Source organism: Paenibacillus sp. J22P15 (genome assembly GCF_056269345.1).
This window is the reverse complement of the sequence record NZ_JBWDNT010000007.1, coordinates 184,696-201,996: the sequence shown is the minus strand read 5'-3', so window position 1 is coordinate 201,996 and position 17,301 is coordinate 184,696. Positions and strand designations below refer to the sequence as shown.

The following is a 17,301-nucleotide window of genomic DNA, read 5'->3' as shown; positions in this document are numbered from 1 at the left end:
GGATGCCGCAGGACCGGAGCGGAAGCAAAGACCGGTATTCATGCGAATCCGTGGCCAATCAAGCTTCACTTCAATGAAGACGATACAAGTCGCACTGCAAGGCCCTGATAGACGACAGAAGGCTGCCCCGTTAGAGAGGCAACCAATGTCTTAATAAAGAGGCACCTGCATGCTGCGAATTTGCTATATGGCGATCCGAAACACACGTTTCGTTTCTCGCTTATCGTCTCATCTTGCTCGTAGTCCGAAAATTAAGGTTTCCGGGTAGAAACATTCAGGCCTTATCCCAAATATATACGAGTTGACTTTAAATGAAATAGTATGAAAACATTTGTAATCATCCTAAAATTTCAGTTCTAATTTTTCAAGTATGATTTTGTATCCTTAAACCAGAGAACAGACTGCATTTACACTTCAGCGGACAGCTCCGCCTCAAACCTATTCTAGTTTATCTAATCCCCAAACCACTGTCAATGAAATACGAACATTAAAAGAGAATGTTTTATAAAGGTTCGTTTTTTTGAATAAATTATTCGGAAAATGAGTGTAAAATACCCATATTTAGGTGTTTCACACTGCGTCTTTCGTTAATCATCGCTCATTTACACTTCTCTATAACGATCATTTGCTATGGCGGCGATCATCACTTTGTCCCCTTGCTTTTATAGCATTCCCCTAACTCGCCATTCATTAAGCCTTGCCGATGCGATTTTCCAATTCGAATGCAAGCTGTTTCGGTTGAATACATTTTATAGAAGAGACATTTCTTGGCTTATGTACGGACAGGCGGCGCAGCTGAGACGACAATCGCTTTTTCATTTGACAAAGGAGGTACATCGAAGGTGCAAATTCATGTCGTGCAAAAGGGAGATTCGATCTATAAGTTAGCTCAAGCCTACGATTTATCGATCAGCGACATTACGGACGCCAACGGACTTAGCAACCCTAATATACTCGTCATTGGTCAAGCTATAATCATTCCGACTGAAGCAAGCACGCATAAAGTGCAAGCAGGCGAGTCCTTGTGGCTCATTGCTAGGCGATACGGGGTAACACTTCAAGAGCTCGCAAACCTAAACAAAATCGCTAATCCCGCTCTCATTTACCCTGGTCATACCCTTGTTATACCGCAGACTGTACGGCCCGTAATTGAGGTTAGCGCCTATACGCAAAAATTAGACGAAGCCGGTATCCGCATTATTGAAGAGATTGGTCAATACTTAACTTACTTAAATCCGTTTAGCTACCGCGTTCAAACCGACGGGACATTTACGCTCTTGGATGATTCAGCCATTATTAAAGCGGCCTACAAGACACATACCGCCCCGATGATGGTGCTTACAAATTTTGAGAATGGCACCTTCAGCCCGGAAACTGCCCATGCTGTATTAGCTAATCCAATAATCCAAGAGAAACTAATTACAAACATTCTCGCAATGATGAAGTATAAAGGCTATCTAGCTCTTAATGTCGATTTCGAATACGTTCCTCCGGCTGACCGTGAGCTTTTTCAAGCATTTTTACAAAAGCTCGTCGACCATCTGCATCCGCATAACTATCTTGTATCCGTCTGTCTCGCACCCAAGCTGAGCGCCAATCAAGCAGGCACATTATATGAAGCTCATGATTACCGCGCTCTTGGACAAATCACGGATTTCGTTATTCTGATGACCTACGAATGGGGTTGGTCGGGCGGTCCCCCTCGTGCCGTAGCGCCGCTGAATGAGGTCAATAAAGTACTGCGATATGCCCTTAGTGTCATTCCTTCACAGAAAATCGTCATGGGCATGCCGCTTTATGGCTATGATTGGACGCTCCCTTATGTCCAAGGAGGCAAATGGGCACCAACCGTCAGCCCGCATGAAGCGGTAAATCAAGCTAATACTTATGGAGCAACCATTCAATACGACGACGAATCCCAATCGCCCTACTATAACTATTATGATAAGGACGGCCGCGAGCATGTCGTATGGTATGAGGATGCACGCAGCGTGCAAGCCAAATTCAATCTTGTCAAAGCATACAAACTTCGCGGAGTAGGCTACTGGGTGCTTGGCGTCCCATTTCCGCAAAACTGGTATATGCTGCAGGCAAACTTCATTACCAAAAAGCTTGTATAACATAGTCTGCCGTCCAGAAATAAAAAAAGGGGCTTCCCAAAAGTCATCAAAGATGACGATAGGATAGCCAGAAAAAATGTGGTTCCCAAATTCACTACGCAGTCGAATGTTCTTCCGATCGCTGTTGTTCGCGGATTCCTAGAATGAATTGGCCGAGGAAGGAATCCGCGAACAAAGGCGACCGCTGGCGCTTCTCCAGAATCATTCGACCTGCTCCGTTTGGTTGAACCTTGAAAATTTTAAAGGCAAAAGAAACCTGCCCTTGTTAGAATGGAAGTACCATCAACCATTTCTAAATAAAGAGAGGTTTCTTATGTACATAGAATAAAAAGTTTACCCTTTTTGAGTCTGCCTCTAGCTAATGCTTCTGCGACTAAACCAACCAAACCGTCTTTGCAGTAGCAGGTACACGCTGCGGCTCCGGAGCAATCATATCCGGGTAGCCCAAGTATATAAAACCAACGATTTGGTCTTTCTCATCAAGTCCGAACGTTTCTCTCATAAGCGGGTGATACATCGGTTCACCTGAACGCCAGATCGCTCCGAGTCCGTTCGCATGCGCTGCGAGAAGCAAGTTTTGCACTGCTGCTTGAGCGGCAGCCAGCTCTTCTGCCATAACCGCTCTTGGATCATCCGACGGTGAGCATACTGCCGCGATGACGACAGGCGCGCGGTAAGCTTTGGTGCGTTCCTTCGCCAAACGATCCTCAAGCGGCTGTCCGCTTAGCTCTGGAACCGCAGCTGCGGATACTCGCGCATAACCTTCAGCAAGCCGTCCTCTGCCTTCGCCTGTCATCACAATAAATGACCACGGTTGTGTATTATGATGGCTTGGTGCCCATACAGCAGCGTCGAGAAGTCGCTCAATTAGTGAGCGGTCTACAGCGTCCTTCTTCAATCTTCCTATCGTTCTTCTTGTGCGAATAGCCTCTTCTACGTTCATCCCGCTTCTCCTCCACCTATACGACTATTTTGAATTGCCTGAAGTTATACTACTCAAACAAATGTATATATTCGCCGTACCCTTCCTGCTCCAGCTCATCCTTGCCAATAAAACGCAGCGAGGCGGAATTAATGCAATACCGAAGTCCCGTCGGCTGCGGGCCATCGTCGAACACATGACCGAGATGAGAATCGCCCTCTTTGCTGCGAACCTCAATCCTCACCATATAATGTGAAGAGTCTGTATGCTCGGAAACGGCTGCAGCCTGCAGCGGCTTCGTGAAGCTCGGCCAGCCGCAGCCCGCATCGTATTTGTCGCGGGAGCTGAATAATGGCTCTCCTGAAACGATATCTACATAAATACCGTCTTCGGTGTTGTCCCAGTATTCGCCAGTGAATGGACGTTCCGTTCCGCTGTTTTGCGTCACTTCGTATTGGATCGGTGTCAAACGCTGCTTAAGGTCTGCCTTGTCCTTCTTAACCGTCCAATTCTGTGAAATAAATGCGTCGCGTCCTGAGCCTTTACGGTACATTTTGTATCGATAAGGATTAGTTTTGTGATAGCCCTGATGATAGTCCTCTGCTGGATAAAAAGTTTGTGCAGGCTCGATCTCCGTTACGATTGGACGATCAAAGCGACCGCTCGCTGCGAGCTCCTGCTTAGAACGCTCAGCCTGCTCCCGCTGCTCTTCATCATAATAATAAATCCCTGTCCGGTACGACTCGCCCCGATCATGGAACTGGCCGCCCGCATCCGTAGGATCGATTTGCTTCCAGAAAATATCCAGCAGCTTCTCATAAGGGAATATGCTCGGATCGTACGTTATTTGCACGGCCTCCGCGTGGCCCGTCGTTTCCGAACAAACCTCTTGATACGTTGGATTTACCGTATGTCCACCCGTATAACCCGATACGACCGAAATAATGCCGGGCATTTCCTCGAAGGGCGAGACCATACACCAGAAGCAGCCTCCTGCAAACATCGCTTTGGCTTCTTTTCGGCTTGCGCCGTTATTTGTAATTGGTTGATCCATGCTGATCATCCTCCTAGTTGGTTCAAATGATAATGAGTATCTCTATTATACATGACAAGGCGGGCTATCCACAAAAAAAGGAGGATACGCGCTCGTAGGCGACGTACCCTCCAACTATTAGTTATTTAAAATCTGATCCTGGAAAAAAAATAAATAATACCGGTAGTGAGCTTGCTCCCGGTGAGGAGTATTGAATCGTTACTTCCGGCGCAGGTTGCATACCAGCAGCTCCAGCCGGTTGATTTGGTTGCGTATAGATCAACGCCCCTTCGCCTACCTTAACATGTCCGCCAGAAGGGACGGATACCACTTTCCCATTCACCTTAACCGCACCTTGGAATATCCCAGCTCGCGGGTTGAGAACGATGCGAGTTCCCCAAGCGACTTTTTTGAGCTTCACGGTCGTTACAGCGCCATATTCTCCGCCGTTAAGCGTCATTCCGCCTGTCAAAGCATCTACTCCTGCCATAGCGGGACCACGTTGACCTAAGCGCAGTTTACTCTCCGTAACGCCAATTTTCTCATTTACTTCAATTACTTGATCCGTATCAAAAAATTTCCCGCGGTTGCCGACCTTCTCTAGCTCGGGAACCATGAACACTGCACTAAGCGGGTCTGTATACTCTTTTAGTGCTAAAGTGGAAAAAGTCAGTTCTCCGTCCATATCCACATCAAGCAAACCAGAAAAACCTTCATCCGGATTCATAACCATTTTCTCAAGCTCCGGCAGCAGCAGCGCGGATGTACCAGGCTCGATAATCAACTCGCGCGGCTGCGACTCCGCGAAATATCTAGTCACAGCAGCTGATCCGAATTGCATCGCACTTACGCTTGGTCCAGCAAGACCGCGATTGCCAATCTTCAGCTTCACGCTTTCACTTTCATTATTCGTAACTACTACAGCTAGCTTTAAGCGTTCTTCAGTACCGTTTCGGTGATGAAGGAATAAACGGCTCGGATCATTTAAAGTATCCTCATACAGCAAGCCTTCGCCTAAAAAACGCTCCGGTGCATTTGACATATACAAGGTACGTCCGCCTTTGGATTCAAAGGTGTCTACCTCTTTGAAGCTGTTCATCAGCTTCCCATCAACCACAAATTTGTCGCCGGGATTACCATAACGCATGTAGTACTCATAGGGTGTATACATCACCTCGTCCGTAACACGAATGTCTTGAGACACTACCTCGCTCGTTGCGCCATCGTTATCATAAACACTTTGAGTTACCGTATAGACGCCCGGCTCAAAATAGGTGCTTTTGCGGCCCGTCCAGTTCGTCTTTACGATTTTGCCATCTGGATCATAGCTTGTATCCTTATATTCGATAGGTTCCCCAAGCTTAACCTCAAATGGAGCTTGAAAGCCCGCTACTGGCGCCACGTTAGGCTCCGGTTGAATCGTAATGCTAATTTTCTTCAACTGTGCATTATACACATAACCAGCATTCCACAGCAGCTTGATTCCGGATAACGGTACGTGCATCGTGCCATTAATCAGCAATGCCTGATTAGGCATTACGATGTATTTGCCATTGCGATTTGCTCCGCGCATATTTAGATTTAATGTCACCTTATTGAAATAAGTATCGATATGAGTACCTTTGCTATCGTTATATACGCTGGCATTAACTGAAGTCGCTATCGTTCGAATGGGAATCATCGTAACTCCCTTTACAACCGGAAGCGGTGTCTTCATCTGCTGCTCCTTGCCGTTTACCGTCATTTTTTTGGAACCATGTACAAACTCTAGCTTTATCGGCTGACGCTCTGCTGCATCAACCTCTTCCTTCACTCCAAAACCTGTACTTACCAGTGAAACCAGTAAGCAGGCTACAATAACTCGCTTGGTCATACGCTTAATCCAATTATCTGTTTTCATCCTGTTCTCCTTCCAAATTACGGCATTGGCTGCCGCATCCCTTATGGTTAGACGTTGAAAGGGGGGAGAATGTTCCGGTCTGTTTTGAATTTGACATATAATTACCAAAATACGGTAATGAAATCTCTACTTCTGTTTGTTACAATAAGATGACATACGCAACTATTTCGCATCAATTGAAGTCTAAGCTATGTACCCCTGCTTGCAGTTCGTTCATCCGATCTTTCGTGCAAGTGAATAACAAGAGAGGTGAATGAATAGAATGAGTGATTTGATTTTGGAACAACGCACTGCCAGCCAATACGACAAAAAAACACGCAAAAAGAAAGGAAATCGTACTTTCCTCCTTTTCGTCTGTATATGGGTCATTATTACATGCTCCGGCATATTAGGCGGCAAATGGTATACCGATCGGATTCAACAGACGTTATCCGCTGATCTGGAGAGGCAAACTGCCGGCCAAATCGCAGCGATGCAGAACGCCTACGAGGATCGCATGCTGAAGCTTGAAACCGACTATACGGCGGATTTAGCTGAGTTGAAGACAAAGGTCGATGCACTGAATGAGCTGCTTACGTTTACGAAGGATAACGCCGCTTCCAAAACCGACAACAGCAACAAGCTGTATACACAATTGAACGAAGTAAAGAAACAGCTTAATGAGCTGCAAAAGAGCTTGGACGTGCTTAAATGAATATTACCGTCAAAACCTTGAATCGTACTGCACTGCTTGCCTGTGCGCCTTTTCTAGGCATTATGATTTGGCTGCTATTATCCGATATCGTTATTCAATTATCAACTGAAGCTTTCCCGAAGCCCATTACCGAGAAAGCTAGGCTTCCTGAAACAGACATTAAGCCAGCTGCTGCTGGTCTTGACCTCGCTCAAGAGACAGCATCGCAAACTCGAGAATCCATCCAAAGACAGCTGAAGATTTATAAACAAACGAACGCTGATATGGCTAAGATCTCATCTATGGCTGCATCACAAGCGATGAGACCTTTGGAAATTTACGACCGCAACATCACGAAGAAGCTCGGTAACGTATCCAGCACGATTGAGTCCGACAAGCTGAGAGCACAGCTCTTCTACATAAAAGCACAAAACTTCTCAGCCTATGCGCTGAAGGTGAAGCTGAAGAGTCCAAACGCGATGACGATGACACTCGGCGGCGACGAGCTCGGACAAGCCGAAACAACACTCGCGGCTGTCAACCGACATGGAGCGATTGCAGGTATCAATGGGGGCGGCTTTGCTGATGGGCGCGGCAAAAGATATCCGCTAAGTACAACGATCGTAGACGGAGATTATGTGACAAGCTTTGAACCGCCTCGTGCAGATTTGTTTTTTGTCGGCTTAAACGAGCATAACAAGCTGATCGGCGGGAAATTCGCCAGCAAGCAGCAGCTCGATGCCAAAAAACCGAAATTCGGCGCATCGTTTGTCCCTGTTCTGCTTCGTAACGGCGCTCCGCAGCCGATTCCAGCCAAATGGCAAACGAGTCCTAAGCGTGCTCCTCGAACCGTTATCGCCAACTACAAGGACGACCAATTGCTGTTTCTTGTCGCAGATGGTTACAACGAAGCTGGGAGTTCAGGGGCTACACTTGGCGAAATGCAGTTATTGCTGCAGCGCTATGGAGCCGTTGACGGCTACAACCTTGATGGCGGCGGCTCTTCCTCGCTTATTTTTAATGGACGAGTCATTAATAAACCGTCGGATGGGCAGCTGCGTAAGCTGCCTACGCACTTCTTGTTTTTTAAATAAATAGGCTCGCATAGCGCGATGATGATGATGATTCCTGAATATACTATTATCGAACTCCCCAATTCAGACTCCTACTACTTTTTCTCGGAAAGGAGCAGCACGAATGGGCATTGGATCGAAATGGTATCGCAAATCATTATTGACGATTACAGGCATGCCGCTAGTAGAGAAGCTCTCAACAAGCTATGGGAGAAAGCTCGCCAGTCGGTTTATTGCAGGCGAGACGCTTGAAGAAGCGTTGAAAGAGCTTGAGGAATTAGGCAAGCTGGGCATTATGGCAACGCTCGACCATCTTGGTGAAGGTATTCAGGACTTAAGTGAGGCGACCGCGTACAAAGAGCAATATTTGAGGCTAATCGAAGGCATTGCGGATCGAAAAGCAAACTCTCATGTCTCGTTAAAGCCGACCCAAATGGGACTCGCTCTAGATCAAGCGGCATGTTATGCGAATATCCGAGATATCGTGAAGCATGCAAGGCGCCATCGAAACTTCGTTCGCATTGACATGGAGAACACACCTTATACGCAGGCCACAATTGATATGGTTAAACGGCTTCATAAAGAAGGGCTAACCAATGTCGGAACCGTGCTGCAGGCCTACTTATTCCGAACGGAGCAGGATCTCTTAGATATGCTGCAAGCACGAATAAGTCTGCGCCTCGTTAAAGGTGCCTATAAAGAATCGGATGAGGTCGCTTTTCAGAATAAAACTGAGATCATGAATAGCTTCAAGAACATGATTAAGCTTCATTTGGACAAAGGCATTTATACTTCAATCGCCTCCCATGACGATGAAATCATCAGCTGGGTGAAAGCCTATGCGCGTACGCATCGCATTTCGAAAGGCGCCTTCGAGTTTCAAATGCTGTACGGTCTCCGAATGAATGAGCAAGCAAAGCTCGCCAAGGAGGGATACCGTATAAGGTGCTATGTTCCTTATGGCGCGATGTGGTATCCGTACTTTACCCGCCGGCTCGCTGAGAAGCCCGCTAATCTTATGCTTGTGCTCAGACACATGTCCTCTCTCAAACGCTGAAGCCGCCTTAGCGCGGCTTCAGCGTTTTTTTTCATAAACATTGTAACGAATCGTCCTTTGACAAGTCTTATAGGTGGAGGAGGTGAGAATGTGACGGGTTTTGAGAATATATACAATCAATACTTCAAGGATGTCTACAGGTTTGTCTTATCGCTTAGCAGAGATGCAACAATCGCTGAAGAGGTAACACAAGAAACTTTTTTTAAAGCATTGAACAGTATTGATAAATTTAAAGGCCAGTGTAAAATCAATGTCTGGCTTTGCCAAATTGCCAAAAATACATACTTCTCCTATTCAGAAAAGCAGAAGCGATTTACATCTCATGATAAAACTGAAGCAGCTAGTGAGCACAGTATCGAACAACTACTGCTAGACAAGGAAGAGGCTTTCCGAATTCATAAAGCTTTGCATGGTTTAGAGGAGCCTTATAAAGAAGTATTTACTTTAAGAGTGTTTGGAGAACTGTCATTCGCTCAGATTAGCCAAATATTTGAGAAAACAGAAAGCTGGTCAAGGGTTACATTCCACCGAGCCAAGCGAAAGGTACAAGACTTGCTGAAGGAGGATTAATGTGATGGGAAAAATATCGTGTGAGATTATTAAAGATTTGCTGCCATTATATTACGACGAGGTATGCAGCATTGAAAGCGTCAGCCTCGTAGAAGAGCATCTTGCAGAATGCCCGAGCTGCCGATTGGAGCTGGACAAAATCAAGGCGACGATCAGCTTGCCTAACGAGGTAGTCGCAAAAAATTATAGCGAAGGAGATGCAATAAAAGGGGTGGCTGCTCTATGGAAACGTTCCAAAGCAAAAGCGTTCGTCATAGGACTGCTCGGTGCCGCGCTACTATTTGGGGGTTATGTGGGATTATTTCAGTGGCAGATTGTGAAAATATCCGCTGATGCTGTTGAAATATCCGATTTGAGTAAATTATCGAATGGCATCATTGTTTACCAATCAAAAATAACAGATGGCTATGACTTAAATCGAATAAAATATGATATGGACGAGTACGGGAATTTCTATTTAACTCCTCTTCGGCCAATCATCAAAACAAAGACAAAACTCGAACATAGATTGCAAAATTCATATCAAACGTTTAGTCATGAAAGGCTGGTCTATAAAGGGAAATACGGCGATGATGCGGAGATCCAAGCGTTATATTTGAGAACGTCAGGAGAAGATATTTTAATTTGGAAAAAAGGAATGGAAGTGCCGGCTGCAATCGATGAAGTAGAAGCTAAATTTCGTAAAGAATAATGTTGAAGACCACTGGAGGATACCATATGAGAAGAATTGGCTGCTTTCACGCACATCATTCTAATATTGAACACGTTGACAACGCTCTGAATAATTTTGATGTCGAACTCATTCATTTTGTAGACCCAGGACTCGATCGTATTAAAATGGATGCTGATTTCTCCAACGGCATTGTTGAGAAAAAAGTAATCGAAATACTTGATTGGATTACAAACTGTCATGTTGACGCAATATTAATTACATGTACTTTTTTCACTTCAATATTTAATGAAGCGGTGCATCGTTATCCCATTCCGATTATAAAAATTGACGAGCCTTTGTTCGAAGCTATTTGCACTATGAATCCAATAAATCAGCCCATAGTCGTTACCTTTACCAATCCGAACACAGTTGCTGGAACGATGAATCAATTATTATCTTATTCCAGAAAGATGGGTAAAGAGCTCGATGTGGAGTCTTTCCTGCTCGAGAACACTTTTGATTTAATTATGCAAGGGAAGAAAAACGAGTACATACAATCTGTTTCCGATGGGTTGATCGCGATTATTGAACAAAATCCAAACAAAATGGTAGCAGCTGCCCAGCTCTCTATGGTACCAGCAGCACAGTTAGCCGAAAAACAAATCAACGCTTCGGTTCAGAATCATCTAGGGTCTCTATCGACTTATATGAAGAAAGCGTTAAACCTTGAGCCCAAGAAACATAGTTTGTAGAGCTAACGTGGATGATATTTGAAAAATAGCAGCGGCTTGGACTTTATTCTCACAGTCCAAGCCGCTGCTACTTTTAGTTGGCGCTATTGCGCATAGAACTTGAGCGTAATAGCCTCTTTGAGCACTCTCATATCTCGCTCACTCTCGAAATAAAGCTGCTCTGCTTCCTGCAGGCTTATCCGTTCAAATCGAAAGCGATCACCAGGCTTCAACTGGGCAAAAACAGAAATATCGACCGATGCGACCTGCGCCATTCGGGGATAACCGCCCGTTGTCTGTCGATCGGCTAGCAATACGATGGGGTTTCCGTCAGCAGGTACTTGAACGGTTCCATTCGCAACGGCCTCCGAAAGAAGCTCAAGCGGTGCAGCTAGCTTTAGTTTATGTTCGCCTGCAAGCCGATACCCCATTCGATCAGATTGGGCTGAGATTTGATACGTTTGGCCAAACAGTTCTGCCTGGCTTTCTAACGTAAACAGCTCAAAATGAGTACCAGCCATCGCACGAATTATGGGGTTCACTAAATTGCCAGCGACAGCGAAATGACTCGCGTGCCAAGTAGGCAATGCAAAGCTGTCGTACAATAGGCTTTGCAAATGCTGCTGAATCCTCTTCGACAGCAAGCTCTGAGCACTAGCGGATAGCCGATCCCCACTCCTTAATGTCCTTCCCTCAAAACCCCCGACACCCCCGCGCAAGTAGGTGCTTCTGCTGCCCATGACCTCTGGCACATCAAATCCGCCTGCCACAGCCAAATACGAGCGGCAGCCTGATCGACAGGCGCCGAATTTGATGTTAACTCCCGCGCGAAGGAGGACCGGTCTCCAAAGCGGGAGGAACTTGCCCGCTGCGGTAACAGACATATCTGCGCCGCATACCGCGAAAAGCATATCCTTTTCAATAAGCAGCTCCATTCCTGAAAGTGTGATTTCCAAAACGGCTTCATGCCCCTCATTGCCGACCAACATATTGGCAACTCTCGCTGCTCCAGTATCCATGGCCCCTCCAGGCATGACGCCAAACTTTTGAAATTGATGTCTGCCAAGGTCTTGAATAGCAGCGAGTAAGCCGGGCCGAACGACGGTTATACTCATAACTCACCTTCTATATAATGCAAATATTGCTGCTTCGTAATCGATTTGAACCGTACACGATCACCCGGTCTGAGCAAGCTTGGAATCTCATCCTGCGGGCGAAAGAGGGCAAGCGGCGTTCTGCCTATCAGCTGCCAGCCGCCCGGCGTTGCAATCGAATAAATGCCTGTCTGATTGCCTGCTATTCCGACACTACCTTCTGGTGTGATTGTCCTTGGCGTATGGTGTCTTGGCGCAGCTATGGTCTCAGACATCCCTCCCATATAAGGAAAACCCGGCGCAAAGCCCAGCATATACACCAAATAAGATCCCGCAGTATGAACCGCTATAACCTCATCCTCTGCAAGTCCATTATGCTTCGCTACAAAGCTTAAATCTGGACCGTATTCTCCGCCATAGCATACAGGGATTTCTATCGTTCTTGTTTGCTGATCTGCATCGCTCATCTGCTCCATACAAAGGTAAGGTTCCACCCGTGAGCACACAGTTTCAAAGAGCGTAACATGCTGATGCTCATTTAGGCTTCGACTATTTCTGACCTGCATTGGATCATAATGAACAGCCACCGATGCGAATGCCGGTACACATTCGATAAAACCGACAAATGGATGGCTCTCTATATAATCGCTAATGCTCCTTACGATTTGATTAGTCACTTCACTTATCATATTGCCCAAACGAATAATGATGGCGCTATCGCCAAGCGGAATCAACTCATACGGAATGCTCGTGTTTGTTACCTTATTTTGCATCCTCATTCCCCCGCTTTCATCACGGCGATGCCTTCTGCCTCCAGCACCTCTCGCAGCTGCTTCACATGTTCTAAAGCGCCTTGTGTATCTCCATGCACACATACCGAATCCGCTTTTAAACTAAATATATTTTGCTGCCTTGTACGTACCTCGCCGTCTCTTATCATCTTTATCGCTTGCTCTGCGGCACGAGCTGAGTCCACGATGACAGCACCTTCTGCCCCTCGCGGCGTAAGTGTTCCATCTAGCTCATAGGATCGATCTGCGAACACTTCATTAATTGTACGCAGCCCTGCAGCATCGCCAGCACGAATGAGCTCACTGCCCGCAAGGCCAAACAGCAGGAGACTGGGATCAACCTTATAAACGGCCTCCGCTATCGCTCTTGCTAGAGACGTGCTCTTGGCAGCCATATTATACAGTGCGCCATGCGGCTTCACATGTGCGACACTGCCTCCTTCTGATTTCGCAAAAGCATAGACCGCCCCAAGCTGATATACGGTCAGCTCATAGGCCTCCTCTGGCGTAATTTCCATCACCCGTCTGCCAAAGCCAGCCAAGTCAGGCAGCCCCGGATGCGCGCCAATCGCCACATTATTCTCAAGCGCCAGCTTCACTGTGCGCCGTATAGTCGCTGCGTCACCCGCATGAAATCCGCAGGCAATATTCGCTGAAGTAATATATTTCATAAGCTCACTGTCTGAGCTCTGTCTGTATACACCAAAACCTTCTCCCATATCGCAATTCAAATCTACGCGAAGCATTTGCTTTTCCTCCCATCTATTTAAGCTTCGATTCCAAAATTATATCAAATTCCAGCTTGAAAATGCGGTAGATGAAGTGAGTATGACGATGAAATAAATAATAAGTATAAAAAAAAGAAGCAGCGCCGGTCCAGCGCTGCTTCTTCAATAATAACAATATTCGTTTATTCCCCGCCCATGAACACGTAACGGCCGATGATGAGCACCGCTAGAATCCACATAAGCCAGTGAATCTTGTATTTGCCTTTGCCAGACACGTTAGCAACCGTTGCAAGCAAGACGTACGATACGATACCGAACGAAATACCGTTTGCAATGTTGTAAGTAAGCGGCATTAACGCGAGCGTCAAGAAGGATGGAATCGCATAAACCATATCTGTGAAGTCGATATCTTTCACGGATTGCATCATCAGTACGCCTACAATGATAAGTGCAGCTGCTGTAGCAGCACCTGGTACAAGTGCAACGATTGGGGACAAGAAGATCGCAAGCAGGAAGCAAATACCTGTCGTAACTGCTGTTAGCCCTGTACGTCCGCCTTGCGCAATACCTGCAGAGCTTTCAACGAAAGCAGTAACCGTACTCGTACCGAGCACCGCGCCGCCGCTGACGCCAATCGCATCTACGAACATCGCTTTACCAACGCGTTTCTTGCCCGTTTCTGGATCTTTCATATAACCCGCACGGTTAGCCGTACCTACGAGTGTGCCAAACGTATCAAACATCTCTACGAAGGTAAACGTTAGAATAACCGTAATTAGACCTACTTCAAACAGACCTGCAAAATCAAAATGCCAGAAGTTCATTTTGGAGAAATCAGGAACCCATGTTTGACCAGAGAATGTTGCTTTCACATCCACATGACCCATTAGAATAGCGATTACCGTTGTACCTAGAATACCGAACAATAGCGCTCCCGGTACACGCAGTACCATCAGCACGCCAATAAGAAGCAAAGCGATGACTGTTAGTACTACCGTTTCATTATGAAAGCTTCCCAGTTGAATAACGGTTTCGGAGCCGCTAACTGGTGTGAATTTTCCTGCTTCAATGTCTGTAAAGCTTGATATAGCGATCGTCATTATACCGCTGTTTTTCAAACCGATAATGGTAATGAACAAACCGATACCGACTGTAATCGCATGCTTCAAGCTGTCTGGTACAGCCGTTATGAGCATTTGACGAATTTGAGTCAGCGTTAGAATAATAAAGATAATACCCGAAATAAAGACCGCGGTCAGTCCCATTGCCGGTGAAATCGGAGTATCCGTAGATGCTGACGCAATAACGACGGATGCAAAATACGCATTTAAACCCATACCCGGAGCTAGTGCAACAGGGAAGTTAACGAACAAGCCCATCGCGATTGTGAAAATACCTGCTGCAAGTGCCGTTGCTAGAAATACGGCAGTCCAATCCAGGCCAGCTGGCGTAAGTATGATTGGATTGACGGCTAATATATAAGCCATCGTCATGAAAGTCGTCAGCCCCGCCATAATCTCAGTTCTGACATTTGTTCCGTGTTCCTTTAATCGAAAGAAACGTTCCATTTTGATTACAAACCTCCCAAAAATGTGGTGGAACAAACAAAGAAGCCTAGAAAAATGCAATAAATCACATTTCTCCTAGGCTCTGCAAAAAGGGGAAAAGTATACCCGCTGGACCGCTGCGAGCTTTTCCGCCAATTTCGTAGCCTGATCATTTACGGTGACCGAGTAGAGACTCTCAAGCCGATTCTTGAGATTATACGAAAAAATATGCTGTTGTTGTTTTCCGTTATCAATTTTAAAGAGAAATTGTCTATTTTGTCAATAACTTTTACGAACATTAATATAATTAATTAACTTTATCATTCGTTTCTAGCGAGAACAGCAATTTTACACCTTTTTCACGAGTGAACGATACATTAGAAACAGGAAGTAAGGTGCGCCAATCAGCATAATGATAAGCCCGGATGGAATTTCCTTAGGAGCCATAACTGTTCTTCCCAACGTATCTGCTGCTACAAGCAATAGCCCGCCTAAGAGCCCCGATAAAATGATCGAGCGCCTAGTATGATGTCCTACCATCATTCGAACGGCGTGCGGTGCCATTAATCCGAGAAAACCAATTGTACCGACACTTGCAACCGCGCCAGCTGCAAGCAATACGCCTATGATCATTGCCCAAAGCCGCGTTCCTCTTACCGGTAAGCCGAAGCCGGTCGAGCTATCATCACCGAATGCGAGCAAATCGAATTTTCTGCCCAAATAATAAGCAATAGGTACAAGAATAATAAGGAAGATAAAAATGCTGTAAAATTGATTCCACCCTCGGCCATAGGTTGTGCCGGTTAGCCATACGAATGCCGTACTGCTCCATAAGCTCGCTTTAACGATCATTGCTTGTATGCCTGCCGAACCGATAGCAGAAACCGCGATCCCAAGCAAAATAAGCACCGAGGGATTAAGCGATTTACGCCAAGCTAACGAAAACACGAATGCTGCAGCAATCACACCGCCTGCAATCGCTGCAATTGGAAGAGCAAAGATCGGCAGCGTAGGCCAAGCTACTAACACTACCAATGCTCCAAAACCAGCACCTGAGGTTACACCGATAATAGATGCATCCGCAAGCGGATTTCGAACTGCGCTTTGAATAAGTACACCACTAATGGCAAGAGCAATTCCTCCTCCTGCAGCAACCAGCGTACGAGGAAGTCGTAAATTTAGAAGCACGGAGTAAGAGGAATCTCCTGCCCCGAAGAGGCTTCCTATCAAATCAACGATTGGAATTTTGGTTCCGCCAAGCGATAAGCTGACAAGGATGATTGCGACTAATAATACAGTCATAAAAATAGCAGTCGGTGCAAATCGCATCCGCAGTGCTACTCCCCCAACGCTCATGGAGGACTGTCCCGAACCTGTGCCTGAAATATGCTTCATTTTTTTTAATACCAGCCAAATGAGCCAAGGTGCTCCGATGATTGCCATGACCGCGCCTACCGGCATTTCACCGAGACTGCTGCGAACCATACGCGCGAGTAAATCCGCTGCCGTAATAAGCAGCGCACCCCAAAGCGCACTCGCTGGAATAAGCAACCGATGCTTGCGAATACCGGCGAGCCTCACAAGATGTGGAGCTACAAGACCGACGAAGCCAATAGGTCCGACAACGCTTACTACGACAGCAGCCATAAATACGGACAAAGCAAGTCCGGCTGCGCGTGTTAATCCAACCCGCTGTCCGAGAGAGCGAGCGGTGGATTCATCTAGCTCAAGCGCATCGAATTGCCGCCCCGCGAATACGGCTATAGCCAGTAATACGGCTACGAAAGGCCAAGCATACTCAACTCCGCTCCAATCGAGTTGGATCAGTGTGCCAGCGCCCCACAAAAACAGTGACTGTGTCTCCGTTTCCTTAAAAATATGGATCGCCGATGTAAATGCGCCGAGCACCATAGAGACGATCATCCCAGACAAGGCGAGCCTTACTGGGGTTGCAGTCCGACCGCCGCCAAGAAAATAAGCGGCCAAGGCTGCGAGGAAACCTCCTGCTGCCGCCAATAAGAAAGGGAACTGATTTTGCAGCGCTGGAAATGCGACCATACCCAGTACGACCATAAAGTACGCACCGGCATTAATGCCCAGTGTGTCTGACGCTGCAAGCGGATTTCTCGTTATCGTTTGCAATAATGCGCCAGCTGCCGCGAGCGCTGCACCCGCGATAATACCAATTACAGTTCTCGGCATGCGGATGTCCCACAGCAAATTATGCTCCATCACGTCTTGGCGATGCCACAAGCCGTTAAATACAGTTGCTGCGGGAATGTTAGCCTCGCCAAAGCACAGGCTCAGTACAGAAAGAACGAAAAGGGCGGCAAGGCCGCCCCCGAATATACCGATCAATCGCCAAGTGATGAGCGAAGAGCCTTCTTTATTATTGTTTGTCATCAAGTTG

Annotated in this window: 15 protein-coding genes and 2 riboswitches; of the genes, 7 read left to right on the top strand and 8 right to left on the bottom strand. The window is 46.5% G+C overall.

The genetic code is table 11. The features are described from left to right. Positions 1–220 precede the first annotated feature (220 nt). A riboswitch (purine riboswitch) is annotated at positions 221–320 on the bottom strand. 447 nt (positions 321–767) lie between these two features. Further along, positions 768–2,120 (top strand): LysM peptidoglycan-binding domain-containing protein, encoded by a 1,353-nt coding sequence (locus tag AC0YN6_RS17200; protein ID WP_475748280.1) that lies wholly within the window; start codon positions 768–770, stop codon positions 2,118–2,120. Positions 2,121–2,493: 373 nt separating this feature from the next. On the opposite strand, the gene AC0YN6_RS17195 is transcribed toward AC0YN6_RS17200, so the two are convergent. The 3 genes from AC0YN6_RS17195 to AC0YN6_RS17185 form a co-directional block, all read right to left on the bottom strand. Continuing rightward, positions 2,494–3,063 (bottom strand): nitroreductase family protein, encoded by a 570-nt coding sequence (locus AC0YN6_RS17195; RefSeq protein ID WP_475748279.1) that lies wholly within the window; start codon positions 3,061–3,063, stop codon positions 2,494–2,496. Positions 3,064–3,112: 49 nt separating this feature from the next. Then, the gene (gene msrB / locus AC0YN6_RS17190; RefSeq protein WP_475748278.1) at positions 3,113–4,096 is read right to left on the bottom strand and encodes a peptide-methionine (R)-S-oxide reductase MsrB; all 984 of its coding nucleotides are present in this window, start codon (positions 4,094–4,096) and stop codon (positions 3,113–3,115) included. Between the two features lie 121 nt (positions 4,097–4,217). Continuing rightward, a complete protein-coding gene (locus tag AC0YN6_RS17185) occupies positions 4,218–5,975 on the bottom strand; it encodes a stalk domain-containing protein (protein WP_475748277.1) in 1,758 nt (585 codons plus the stop codon). A gap of 262 nt (positions 5,976–6,237) precedes the next feature. Here AC0YN6_RS17185 and AC0YN6_RS17180 point away from each other — a divergent pair, with 262 nt between their 5' ends. From AC0YN6_RS17180 to AC0YN6_RS17155, 6 genes are all read left to right on the top strand, one after another. Further along, on the top strand, positions 6,238–6,669 hold the full coding sequence (locus AC0YN6_RS17180; RefSeq protein ID WP_475748276.1) for a hypothetical protein: 432 nt from the start codon (positions 6,238–6,240) through the stop codon (positions 6,667–6,669). After that, positions 6,666–7,742 carry a phosphodiester glycosidase family protein gene (locus AC0YN6_RS17175; RefSeq protein ID WP_475748275.1) on the top strand — a complete coding sequence of 359 codons (1,077 nt, stop codon included), beginning with the start codon at positions 6,666–6,668 and terminating at the stop codon, positions 7,740–7,742. Before AC0YN6_RS17180 ends, AC0YN6_RS17175 begins: the two co-directional genes overlap by 4 nt. Positions 7,743–7,845: 103 nt before the next feature. Next, a complete protein-coding gene (locus AC0YN6_RS17170; RefSeq protein ID WP_475748274.1) occupies positions 7,846–8,778 on the top strand; it encodes a proline dehydrogenase family protein in 933 nt (310 codons plus the stop codon). Positions 8,779–8,868: 90 nt separating this feature from the next. Continuing rightward, the gene (locus AC0YN6_RS17165; RefSeq protein ID WP_475748273.1) at positions 8,869–9,348 is read left to right on the top strand and encodes an RNA polymerase sigma factor; all 480 of its coding nucleotides are present in this window, start codon (positions 8,869–8,871) and stop codon (positions 9,346–9,348) included. Positions 9,349–9,352: 4 nt separating this feature from the next. Continuing rightward, a complete protein-coding gene (locus tag AC0YN6_RS17160) occupies positions 9,353–10,039 on the top strand; it encodes a zf-HC2 domain-containing protein (protein WP_475748272.1) in 687 nt (228 codons plus the stop codon). 26 nt (positions 10,040–10,065) lie between these two features. Then, positions 10,066–10,752: a hypothetical protein gene (locus AC0YN6_RS17155; protein ID WP_475748271.1), complete on the top strand. Its 687-nt coding sequence runs from the start codon at positions 10,066–10,068 to the stop codon at positions 10,750–10,752. An 83-nt stretch (positions 10,753–10,835) separates the two neighbouring features. Here the strand turns inward: AC0YN6_RS17155 and AC0YN6_RS17150 are convergent, their stop codons facing one another. From AC0YN6_RS17150 to AC0YN6_RS17130, 5 genes are all read right to left on the bottom strand, one after another. Then, on the bottom strand, positions 10,836–11,846 hold the full coding sequence (locus tag AC0YN6_RS17150) for a 5-oxoprolinase subunit C family protein (RefSeq protein ID WP_475748270.1): 1,011 nt from the start codon (positions 11,844–11,846) through the stop codon (positions 10,836–10,838). Further along, complete coding sequence (gene pxpB / locus AC0YN6_RS17145; RefSeq protein WP_475748269.1) at positions 11,843–12,598, bottom strand: 5-oxoprolinase subunit PxpB; 756 nt, start codon at positions 12,596–12,598, stop codon at positions 11,843–11,845. Before pxpB ends, AC0YN6_RS17150 begins: the two co-directional genes overlap by 4 nt. 2 nt (positions 12,599–12,600) lie before the next feature. Further along, positions 12,601–13,362 carry a 5-oxoprolinase subunit PxpA gene (locus AC0YN6_RS17140; RefSeq protein WP_475748268.1) on the bottom strand — a complete coding sequence of 254 codons (762 nt, stop codon included), beginning with the start codon at positions 13,360–13,362 and terminating at the stop codon, positions 12,601–12,603. 164 nt (positions 13,363–13,526) lie between these two features. Next, complete coding sequence (locus tag AC0YN6_RS17135) at positions 13,527–14,912, bottom strand: NCS2 family permease (protein WP_475748267.1); 1,386 nt, start codon at positions 14,910–14,912, stop codon at positions 13,527–13,529. Between the two features lie 120 nt (positions 14,913–15,032). Beyond that, a riboswitch (purine riboswitch) is annotated at positions 15,033–15,133 on the bottom strand. A gap of 106 nt (positions 15,134–15,239) precedes the next feature. Beyond that, on the bottom strand, positions 15,240–17,294 hold the full coding sequence (locus tag AC0YN6_RS17130) for an iron ABC transporter permease (RefSeq protein WP_475748266.1): 2,055 nt from the start codon (positions 17,292–17,294) through the stop codon (positions 15,240–15,242). Positions 17,295–17,301: the final 7 nt, after the last annotated feature.

Excerpts from the sequence above, each read along its gene's own strand:
- AC0YN6_RS17170 (WP_475748274.1), top strand. The coding sequence starts at position 7,846 with ATGGGCATTGGATCGAAATGGTATCGCAAATCATTATTGACGATTACA.
- msrB (WP_475748278.1), bottom strand. The coding sequence starts at position 4,096 with ATGGATCAACCAATTACAAATAACGGCGCAAGCCGAAAAGAAGCCAAA.
- AC0YN6_RS17140 (WP_475748268.1), bottom strand. The coding sequence starts at position 13,362 with ATGCTTCGCGTAGATTTGAATTGCGATATGGGAGAAGGTTTTGGTGTA.
- AC0YN6_RS17180 (WP_475748276.1), top strand. The coding sequence starts at position 6,238 with ATGAGTGATTTGATTTTGGAACAACGCACTGCCAGCCAATACGACAAA.
- pxpB (WP_475748269.1), bottom strand. The coding sequence starts at position 12,598 with ATGCAAAATAAGGTAACAAACACGAGCATTCCGTATGAGTTGATTCCG.
- AC0YN6_RS17160 (WP_475748272.1), top strand. The coding sequence starts at position 9,353 with ATGGGAAAAATATCGTGTGAGATTATTAAAGATTTGCTGCCATTATAT.
- AC0YN6_RS17185 (WP_475748277.1), bottom strand. The coding sequence starts at position 5,975 with ATGAAAACAGATAATTGGATTAAGCGTATGACCAAGCGAGTTATTGTA.
- AC0YN6_RS17175 (WP_475748275.1), top strand. The coding sequence starts at position 6,666 with ATGAATATTACCGTCAAAACCTTGAATCGTACTGCACTGCTTGCCTGT.
- AC0YN6_RS17150 (WP_475748270.1), bottom strand. The coding sequence starts at position 11,846 with ATGAGTATAACCGTCGTTCGGCCCGGCTTACTCGCTGCTATTCAAGAC.
- AC0YN6_RS17195 (WP_475748279.1), bottom strand. The coding sequence starts at position 3,063 with ATGAACGTAGAAGAGGCTATTCGCACAAGAAGAACGATAGGAAGATTG.
- AC0YN6_RS17155 (WP_475748271.1), top strand. The coding sequence starts at position 10,066 with ATGAGAAGAATTGGCTGCTTTCACGCACATCATTCTAATATTGAACAC.
- AC0YN6_RS17130 (WP_475748266.1), bottom strand. The coding sequence starts at position 17,294 with ATGACAAACAATAATAAAGAAGGCTCTTCGCTCATCACTTGGCGATTG.
- AC0YN6_RS17135 (WP_475748267.1), bottom strand. The coding sequence starts at position 14,912 with ATGGAACGTTTCTTTCGATTAAAGGAACACGGAACAAATGTCAGAACT.